Genomic DNA, 7,500 nt, shown 5'->3' with positions numbered 1-7,500 from the left:
TTTATTTCAGCTGGAGCTCTATGCTCATTAATTGATAAAGTCTTCTATGGTGGGAGTTTAGATTTTATAGGAATAAGCGATTTATTTATTGCAGACATAAAAGATATTTATATTAACATAGGAATTCTATTTTTTGTAATGACAATATACAAAAGCGGATACTTAAAAGATGATGAAGAACCATCCTTAAAAGATGATTTAAAAAGCATTAAAACTTTCCTTATTTTTGCTAGAAAAGATATATTTAAAAGATAATCTATTCTAGCTATTACTTTTCGAAGATTATTAATTTAATTAATTATAAAAAAAAGAAAAGGCATTACGCCTTTTCTTTTTTTATATATATTATGCTAAGCAAGTTCTTATTAAAAAATCACTTCTTTAAGAAGTGATTTTTGGTGGCTCACCCGGGAATCGAACCCGGGACACCTTGATTAAAAGTCAAGTGCTCTACCAACTGAGCTAGTGAACCATATGAGACCTGGCAACGTCCTACTCTCCCACACAGCTGCCCGTGCAGTACCATCAGCGCTGTAGAGCTTAACTTTCCTGTTCGGAATGGAAAGGAGTGTTTCCTCTACGCCATCATTACCAGATATTTTTCTCTCAACAATTATTGATTATATAGTGTTTTAACAGTTATGTCAACATATATTCTAAAAATAGTTTATTTTTCTGTTTTTTATAGTATATTAATTAAATATTCGTTTTTAATTTAGAATTAATGTAATTATAAGTATTGTATTTTCTTCTTTTTTGATTTTAATTATATTTTTTTATTTTGTATTTAAATAAATTTATCTTGAAATTCTGATAACTATTCAATTTTATATTTGGAATTTGCTAATGCTGAAATTGTTGATTTGCAATATTAATATAATGATAGTCTTTATATCTACCTTATCATGATAATTTACAATACTATTCTCTAATCAAGCATTTTCTACATTTAAATAAAACTATAGCATATCAAAATCTTTTGCTACCTTCATCAAATATATATTTAATATCTACTTGTATAATTATTACTTAATAAAAAATAAAATTTCAGATTAAATATTGTACTCATACATTTGCTTTTATATGTTTTATTTATTACTATATTTATAAAATAAGTAATTATTTATAAATATGAAAGGGGGCTATTTTATGAACAGAGAAAATTTAAATAAAAATTTAGCACAAATGTTAAAGGGTGGCGTAATTATGGACGTTACTAATGCAAAGGAAGCTATTATTGCAGAAAAAGCTGGAGCTTGTGCAGTTATGGCTTTAGAGAGAGTTCCATCAGATATTAGAAGAGATGGTGGCGTTGCTAGAATGTCTGACCCTAAAATGATTAAGGAAATACAAGCCGCTGTTTCAATACCTGTTATGGCTAAAGTTAGAATTGGACATTTTGTAGAAGGTCAAATTTTAGAATCACTCGGTGTAGACTTTATTGATGAAAGTGAAGTTTTAACTCCTGCTGATAATAAGTACCATATAAATAAGAATAATTTTAAAGTTCCATATGTTTGTGGTGCAACTAATATTGGCGAAGCTTTAAGAAGAATTGGTGAAGGTGCTTCTATGATAAGAACTAAAGGTGAAGCTGGTACTGGTGATGTAGTAGAAGCTGTAACTCATATGAGAACTATGACAGAACAAATAAGAAAAATACAAAATTCATCTGAAGAAGAATTAATGACTTTATCAAAAGAATATAATGCACCTTATGATCTTGTAAAGTATGTTTTTGAAAACGGAAAATTACCTGTAGTAAACTTTGCAGCTGGTGGAATTGCAACCCCTGCTGATGCGGCCTTAATGATGCAATTAGGTAGTGAAGGTGTCTTTGTAGGCTCTGGTATATTTAAATCAGCTGATCCTGAAAGAACAGCAAAAGCGATTGTATTAGCTACGACGTTCTATAATGATCCTATGAAACTAGCTGAGATATCAGAGGATTTAGGTGCTGCTATGAGTGGTACTTCCGCTAGTGATGTATCTATAAAATATGCCAAGAGAGGCTGGTAACATGACTTATATTCAAATGGCTAATACTCCACTTCATATTGGAGTATTAGCGTTGCAAGGTAGCATAGACGAACATATTAATCATATTTCTAGCTTAGGTCATATACCTGTCAAAGTAAGAACTAGTAATGATTTAGATAATTTGGATAGACTTATTATTCCTGGTGGCGAAAGTACTACTATTGGTAATATATTAAGAAGTACAGGACTATTAGACTCATTAAAAGACAAAATTTCTAAGGGCCTTAAGGTTTGGGGAACTTGTGCCGGAATGATTCTTCTAGCTAAAGAAATTGAAAATGAAACCATTAGTCACTTAAGTCTTATGGATATAAAAGTTAAACGTAATGCTTATGGCAACCAGTTAGATAGTTTTATAACCTATACTAAAATAAACGAAGTAAGCCCAAATAATTTAGAATTAGTTTTTATACGCGCACCTTATATCTCCGAAATAAGCGACAAAGTTACTATTTTATGTAAAATTGATGAAAATATTGTAGCTGCCAAAGAAAATAATATGTTAGTCACATCATTTCATCCTGAATTGACATCCGATACTACATTTTTAAAATATTTTATAGAAAAATTTTAAATTATGGACATGAAAATAAATAGAAAATTAAATATTCAAATAAACTGGGAATACTAATTTTCTATTTATTTTAATATCTCTTAATAATATCTCTTAATAATATTTATCTATAATCTAAACTTTTATCAACATTATATAATTTATTATATATATTTTGTGGATAACTACTAACTTATCCACTGATTTTCATGTTTATGATTTAAATTTGTGTACATTTTTAATAAGTATTTAACTACGGTATTTTCAAAAATATAACTAGTCAGCTTTTGGTCTATTTTTTTCAGCTCTCTAAATACTTAAAATAGTATACTATAATATAAAAAGAGATGAAATTATTAATAATTTCATCTTTTTTTTGTATTTAGGCATCCTTTTTTAAATAATAAAGCAATATGCTAGTCTATTTTCCCACTCTATTAATGTATTCTCTAATTATTTTATTAGAGGCTTTAAATTTGGTTAACTCTTCTTCATTCATGTCAATTTCAACTACTTCTTTAACCCCTGTTGCATTTAAAACAGCTGGAACTCCTGAAAATACATTTTTTTCACCATATTCTCCATCTAACAATGTTGATACTGGTATAATTTTATTCTCATCATTTAGAATAGCTTTAATTATTGCTACTGTTGATGTTGCTATTGCGTAATAAGTTGTTCCCTTTCTATTGTAAACTTCCCAACCTGCTTTAGCTGTATCCAGTACTAATTTATCTAAATTCACATCTCCAACTCTATCTTTATTGTCTTCTATAACTTTATAGAATGGTTTTCCACCTACATATACATGAGACCATGGAACCATTTGTGAATCTCCATGTTCACCCATTGAATATGCCTGAACACTCCTTGGATCAACATTTAGTAACTCTCCTATAAAGTTTTTTAACCTTGCAGAATCTACAGATGTTCCTGTTCCAATAATATTATTCTTTGGTAATCCTGATATTTTATACACATGATAAGCTATTATATCTACTGGATTAGATATAATTATAAAATGTCCTTTAAATCCACTATTCATAATAGGATTTACTATTGATTCTGCTATTTTAACTGATAAATCTAAAGTATCTAATCTTGTTTGTCCCGGTTTTGGTGGCGCACCTGCTGTTATTACTACTATATCAACATCTTCACACTCTTCATATGAACCTACTCGTACTTTTGTATTTCTATTTAAATACTCTATACAATGATTTAAATCCATTACTTCCCCTAAAGCCTTTTCTTTGTTTAAATCTATCATTAATATTTCTTCGCATACACCTTGAGTTATTAAACTAAACGCTGTACTTGATCCAACTAGTCCTGTACCAATTATAGCTACCTTCCTTGCTTTTAATGACATTATTTTTCCTCCTCTAGTTTTTCAAAACATCTAAAAAAATAATTAGTCAATAATTTATATTTTTTCAGATGCCATATTACTTCTTCTTAACTGTTCTATTATATATAATATTTCTATTTATTAAAAATTGAAACATATATTAATTTGTTAATCTTATACTTACTTATTTACATATATACTATGTAATAACCTATTAATTGAGAAAAATATAAATAGTTTGTAGATTATGTTAATATATACTCACTTTTATAAAAATTTTATTTTTTATAAAACAAAAAAAGTTCTAAACAAAATGTTTAGAACTTTTTAGTATGGTGCATTATCAGGGGATCGAACCCGGGACACCCTGATTAAGAGTCAGGTGCTCTACCAACTGAGCTAATAATGCATAACCTGGCGACGTCCTACTCTCCCACACAGCTGCCCGTGCAGTACCATTAGCGCTGTAGAGCTTAACTTTCCTGTTCGGAATGGAAAGGAGTGTTTCCTCTACGCCATCATCACCAGATGGTTTAGATCCTAAATCATAGATTTAGTCTCTTATATTTAATTTTATCAGAGTTTTGTTCTCTGAAAATTGCACATGAATTATTGTAAATTGGTCAAGCCCTCGACCTATTAGTATCAGTCAGCTAAATATGTTGCCATACTTACACCTCTGACCTATCAACCTCGTGTTCTTCAAGGGGTCTTACTAGCTTATGCTATGGGAAATCTCATCTTGAGGGAGGCTTCACGCTTAGATGCTTTCAGCGTTTATCCCGTCCCGACTTAGCTACCCAGCGATGCTCCTGGCGGAACAACTGGTGCACCATAGGTCGGTCCATCCCGGTCCTCTCGTACTAAGGACAGCTCCTCTCAAATTTCCTACGCCCGCGACGGATAGGGACCGAACTGTCTCACGACGTTCTGAACCCAGCTCGCGTGCCGCTTTAATGGGCGAACAGCCCAACCCTTGGGACCTACTACAGCCCCAGGATGCGACGAGCCGACATCGAGGTGCCAAACCTCCCCGTCGATGTGGACTCTTGGGGGAGATCAGCCTGTTATCCCCGAGGTAGCTTTTATCCGTTGAGCGATGGCCCTCCCACGAGGTACCACCGGATCACTAAGTCCGACTTTCGTCCCTGCTCCACTTGTAGGTGTCGCAGTCAGGCTCCCTTCTGCCTTTGCACTCTTCGAACGATTTCCGACCGTTCTGAGGGAACCTTTGAGCGCCTCCGTTACTTTTTAGGAGGCGACCGCCCCAGTCAAACTGCCCACCTAACAATGTCCTGTCACCAGTTTCATGGCGTCCAGTTAGAACCTCAGTACTGTCAGGGTGGTATCCCAAGGATGACTCCACCAAGGCTAACGCCCTAGCTTCCCAGTCTCCCACCTATCCTGTACAGACAATACCGAAATTCAATGCTAAGCTACAGTAAAGCTCTACGGGGTCTTTCCGTCCAATCGCGGGTAGCGAGCATCTTCACTCGCACTACAACTTCGCCGGATTTGCAGTTGAGACAGTGCTCAAGTCATTACTCCATTCGTGCGGGTCAGAACTTACCTGACAAGGAATTTCGCTACCTTAGGACCGTTATAGTTACGGCCGCCGTTTACTGGGGCTTAAGTTCACACCTTCGCTTGCGCTAAGCATTCCCCTTAACCTTCCAGCACCGGGCAGGAGTCAGCCCCTATACATCAGCTTACGCTTTAGCAGAGACCTGTGTTTTTGTTAAACAGTTGCTTGAGCCTATTCTCTGCGGCCTGCTCTCGCAGGCACCCCTTCTCCCGAAGTTACGGGGTTAATTTGCCTAGTTCCTTAACTGCAATTCTTCCGATGGTCTTAGGATTCTCTCCTCACCTACCTGTGTCGGTTTGCGGTACGGGCACTACTTCTCTTTCTAGATGCTTTTCTTGGAAGCATGGAATCAGATACTTCAGCCTAAAAGGCCTTCCCCATTACGCCTCAGAATTGTTAAAGCGGATTTGCCTACCTTAACTCCCTAAACGCTTAGACTAGCATTTCCATTCGCTAGCACATCCTATCCTTCTCCGTCACACCATCGATAATAACGATTGTAGTGGTATTGGAATATCAACCAATTGTCCATCGCCTACGCCTTTCGGCCTCGGCTTAGGTCCCGACTAACCCTGGGCGGACGAGCCTTCCCCAGGAAACCTTAGGTTTTCGACCTGTAAGATTCTCACTTACATCTCGCTACTAATGCCAACATTCTCACTCGTAATCAGTCCACCGCTCCTTACGGTACGACTTCAGCCCGATTACGACGCTCCTCTACCGCTCGTATTAAATACAAGCCCGTAGCTTCGGTGGTAAGTTTGAGCCCCGGACATTTTCGGCGCAGGATCTCTTGACTAGTGAGCTATTACGCACTCTTTCAATGAATGGCTGCTTCTGAGCCAACATCCTAGTTGTCTTTGAAATCCCACATCCTTTTCCACTTAACTTACACTTTGGGACCTTAGCTGACGATCTGGGCTTTTTCCCTTTCGACCATGGATCTTATCATTCATAGTCTGACTGCCGGACTAATAGTATATGGCATTCGGAGTTTGATAAGGTTCAGTAAGCGATACGCCCCCTAGCCCATTCAGTGCTCTACCTCCATTACTCATATCCGACGCTAGCCCTAAAGCTATTTCGAGGAGAACCAGCTATCTCCGAGTTCGATTGGAATTTCTCCGCTATCCACAGCTCATCCCATGCTTTTTCAACAGCAACGTGGTTCGGTCCTCCACGGGGTTTTACCCCCGCTTCAACCTGGCCATGGATAGGTCACTCGGTTTCGGGTCTACGGCATGCAACTAGTCGCCCTATTAAGACTTGGTTTCCCTTCGGCTCCGTACCTTAAGTACTTAACCTTGCTACATACCGTAACTCGTTGGCTCGTTCTACAAAAAGCACATCATCACCCTCGTATGGGGCTTTGATCGGTTGTAGGCATATGGTTTCAGGTTCTATTTCACTCCCCTCCCGGGGTTCTTTTCACCTTTCCCTCACGGTACTTCTTCACTATCGGTCATCAGGTAGTATTTAGCCTTGGGAGGTGGTCCTCCCTGCTTCCCACAAGGTTTCACGTGTCTCGTGGTACTCTGGATCAGAACTATTAGCTTCCTCGTTTCACTTACGGGACTATTACCCTCTACGGTTTAACTTTCCAGTTATCTTCAGTTACGATTTCACCTTTTTCATGTTCTGTCCGCAACCCCAAGAATAAATCCTTGGTTTGGGCTCTTTCCTTTTCGCTCGCCGCTACTAAGAAAATCGATGTTTCTTTCTCTTCCTCCAGGTACTTAGATGTTTCAGTTCCCTGGGTCTACCTTCATATAGCTATTTATTCACTATATGATACATGGGGTTTCCCATGTGAGTTTCCTCATTCGGAAATCTTTGGATCACTGGCTATGTGCGCCTACCCAAAGCTTATCGCAGCTTATCGCGTCCTTCGTCGGCTCCTGATGCCAAGGCATTCACCATACGCCCTTTGTAGCTTGACCTTTACGGTTCATTTTTACAAAGAATATATAT

4 protein-coding genes, 2 tRNA genes and 3 rRNA genes (1 of these 9 cut by a window edge) are annotated in these 7,500 nt (G+C 37.0%); 3 read left to right on the top strand and 6 right to left on the bottom strand.

Going from position 1 to position 7,500, the window contains the following annotated elements:
- Nucleotides 1–255: the end of a signal peptidase II gene (locus J1C67_RS07040; RefSeq protein WP_167867694.1), read on the top strand. Its footprint begins 495 nt before the window's first position; the window shows 255 of its 750 coding nt (coding positions 496–750); its start codon lies off the left edge, out of view; its stop codon occupies nucleotides 253–255.
- Between the two features lie 141 nt (nucleotides 256–396).
- On the opposite strand, the gene J1C67_RS07035 is transcribed toward J1C67_RS07040, so the two are convergent.
- Nucleotides 397–472: transfer RNA gene (locus tag J1C67_RS07035), tRNA-Lys, on the bottom strand.
- A 7-nt stretch (nucleotides 473–479) separates the two neighbouring features.
- Nucleotides 480–596 (bottom strand): 5S ribosomal RNA (rrf, locus tag J1C67_RS07030).
- 553 nt (nucleotides 597–1,149) lie between these two features.
- Here rrf (J1C67_RS07030) and pdxS point away from each other — a divergent pair.
- On the top strand, nucleotides 1,150–2,019 hold the full coding sequence (pdxS, locus tag J1C67_RS07025) for a pyridoxal 5'-phosphate synthase lyase subunit PdxS (protein ID WP_167867693.1): 870 nt from the start codon (nucleotides 1,150–1,152) through the stop codon (nucleotides 2,017–2,019).
- 16 nt (nucleotides 2,020–2,035) lie between these two features.
- On the top strand, nucleotides 2,036–2,614 hold the full coding sequence (pdxT, locus tag J1C67_RS07020; protein ID WP_167867696.1) for a pyridoxal 5'-phosphate synthase glutaminase subunit PdxT: 579 nt from the start codon (nucleotides 2,036–2,038) through the stop codon (nucleotides 2,612–2,614).
- A gap of 400 nt (nucleotides 2,615–3,014) precedes the next feature.
- On the opposite strand, the gene J1C67_RS07015 is transcribed toward pdxT, so the two are convergent.
- From J1C67_RS07015 to J1C67_RS07000, 4 genes are all read right to left on the bottom strand, one after another.
- Nucleotides 3,015–3,965 (bottom strand): L-lactate dehydrogenase, encoded by a 951-nt coding sequence (locus J1C67_RS07015; protein ID WP_089973790.1) that lies wholly within the window; start codon nucleotides 3,963–3,965, stop codon nucleotides 3,015–3,017.
- Between the two features lie 312 nt (nucleotides 3,966–4,277).
- Nucleotides 4,278–4,353, bottom strand: a tRNA-Lys gene (locus J1C67_RS07010).
- Between the two features lie 3 nt (nucleotides 4,354–4,356).
- A 5S ribosomal RNA gene (rrf, locus tag J1C67_RS07005) occupies nucleotides 4,357–4,473 on the bottom strand.
- A 90-nt stretch (nucleotides 4,474–4,563) separates the two neighbouring features.
- A 23S ribosomal RNA gene (locus J1C67_RS07000) occupies nucleotides 4,564–7,469 on the bottom strand.
- Nucleotides 7,470–7,500 lie beyond the last annotated feature (31 nt).

It is taken from the genome of Clostridium gasigenes, from assembly GCF_017348895.1.
Classification (GTDB): Bacteria; Bacillota; Clostridia; order Clostridiales; family Clostridiaceae; genus Clostridium; species Clostridium gasigenes.
Note: the sequence above shows the minus strand (reverse complement) of the source record. Positions and strands in the feature narration are given on the sequence as shown.